This is a genomic window from Serratia sp. 506_PEND (assembly GCF_001076875.1).
GTDB lineage: Bacteria > Pseudomonadota > Gammaproteobacteria > Enterobacterales > Enterobacteriaceae > Serratia > Serratia marcescens.
Genome location: NZ_JVEL01000476.1, coordinates 1 through 426, shown reverse-complemented (window position 1 = coordinate 426; position 426 = coordinate 1). Strand labels below are relative to the sequence as shown.

General features: G+C 55.6%; 1 protein-coding gene. It reads left to right on the top strand.

The window, feature by feature from the left end; genetic code table 11:
* The first annotated feature begins 55 nt into the window (after window positions 1-55).
* Window positions 56-289: a DUF905 domain-containing protein gene (locus tag ADK28_RS19355; RefSeq protein WP_048796419.1), complete on the top strand. Its 234-nt coding sequence runs from the start codon at window positions 56-58 to the stop codon at window positions 287-289.
* Window positions 290-426: the final 137 nt, after the last annotated feature.

The following is a 426-nucleotide window of genomic DNA, read 5'->3' as shown; positions in this document are numbered from 1 at the left end:
GCCCTGCTCACTGAGCGGGGCATTTTGTTTTATGACGTTTACCAGGAGCATTCACATGCACAACACCAACAGTCCGTTACTGCCCGAGGGCCCCTTTACCCGCAGGCAGGCTGATGCCGCAGTCGCGGCGTACCAGAACCTCGCTATTGAAGACGACCAGGGTACCCATTTTCGTCTGGTCATTCGCGACCACGAGGGACAATTACTCTGGCGGGCGTGGAATTTTGAAGCCGGTGCCGGGGAATGGCTTAACCGCTATCTGCTCAGCCACGGTATCCCCGGGGACTGACTCACCACAAACCCTGACCATCAGCAACCACACCAACAGGCCATGTTCCCTTTGGGGCGCATGGCTTTTTTATTTATGCCGTTAACTCAACCATGAGGAATTCACCATGAGACTAGCCAGCCGCTTTGGGCGGACAA